Annotated in this window: 1 pseudogene; it reads left to right on the top strand. The window is 48.3% G+C overall.

From position 1 onward, the window contains the following. Positions 1-1,452: pseudogene (locus BKK52_RS13485) on the top strand (hemagglutinin repeat-containing protein); the annotation flags it as partial.

The raw sequence follows: 1,452 nt of genomic DNA, 5'->3' as shown, positions 1-1,452 counted from the left end.
TATCAAGATTTAGAAAGCCAATATAAGGGCTTGATGGATAACGGCATCACCTTTGCGAAAAAATTCAACCTGACACCGGGTGTCGCCCTTTCTGCATCGCAAGTGGCACAATTAACCTCTGATATTGTGTGGTTTGAAGAAAAAACCGTGGAACTTCCGAGTGGTAAAAAGGTGAAAGTGGTGGCACCACGGGTGTATGCCATGGCGCAACCGGGCGATGTGAACGGGCAAGGGGCATTGATTTCAGCGGAGGTGATTGATTTACGCACGAACCGCCTCCGTAACAGCGGTACCATCGCCGGTCGCAACCTTGCGCTTCTTAAAACCGACAGTTTAGTGAATGAAGGCTTGATTAGTGGTGAGAAAGTGGGCATTCAAACGAAAGGTAATTTTGACAACCTTGGCGGCATCGTTGAAGCAGAAAAAGCCTTGCTTGTGGATATGGGCGGTGATTTGCATCACCAAAGCACCACTTCAACAACCAAGGTAAGCGGCGCAGGCTTCCAACGCAGTCAAACCACCCTTGCCCGCCAAGCGTTATTCCATGTGAAAGGCGAAGCGGGCAAATTGCATCTTTCCGCCAACAACCTCAACGCTCAAGGTGCGGATATTCTTAATGACGGCAAAGGTGATACGGTTGTTCAAGCCAAAAACAACCTGAATTTGACCGCACTTTCAACAGGCTTTGATGAAAAACTCGGTACGGGCAATCACTACCGCAATGAAAAAGTGGAAAAAGCGGTGGTTTCCCACATTAAAAGCAAAGGCGATGTGACACTGACTGCCAACAACCTTCTTTCCGAAGGTGCGGTGCTTGAAAGTGATGCCAAACTGACCGCACTTGCCGAAAACGATTTAGTGCTCAATGGTGCGAAAGAAAGTCGGGATTTTGAAGAGTTCCACAAAACCAAAAGCGGCAGTGTGGCAAAAGTCACCAAAACGAGTTTTGACCGGCAACAATCGGACACCCAACTTGGCACACAAGTGAGTGGTAAAGAAGTGGTTCTCTCAGCCGGCAATGACGTGAAAGGCAAAGGCGTACAAGCCATTGCAGAGAAGGATTTAATCATTCAAGCCGGACATGATGTAGATATCGCGGCGGATACGAACCACTTCAAAAACATCCACAAAGAAACCAAGAAAACCTCAGGGGTGTTTAGCAGTGGTGGCGGGATAACCTTTGGCTCGAAATCGGAAAAACACCATTTAGAAAGTGAAGGTTGGACACAATCCGATGCGCGCAGCACCTTAGGCAGTATGAAGGGCAACATTCAAATCCAAGCCGGCAATCATGCTAATGTGCTGGGTACTGACCTTATCACCCCAAGAGAAAACCGCATTGATATTGAAGGGGCGAGCGTGAAAGTGGAAGCGGGGAAAGATATCATCAACACCCGTGAGCGACATGAGTATAAACAATCGGGGTTGACCTTGGCTGTCAGCACACCGGTG

Source organism: Rodentibacter trehalosifermentans (assembly GCF_002000545.1).
Lineage (GTDB): Bacteria > Pseudomonadota > Gammaproteobacteria > Enterobacterales > Pasteurellaceae > Rodentibacter > Rodentibacter trehalosifermentans.
The sequence above is the reverse complement of the archived record's forward strand: the minus strand, read 5'-3'. Positions and strand labels throughout refer to the sequence as shown.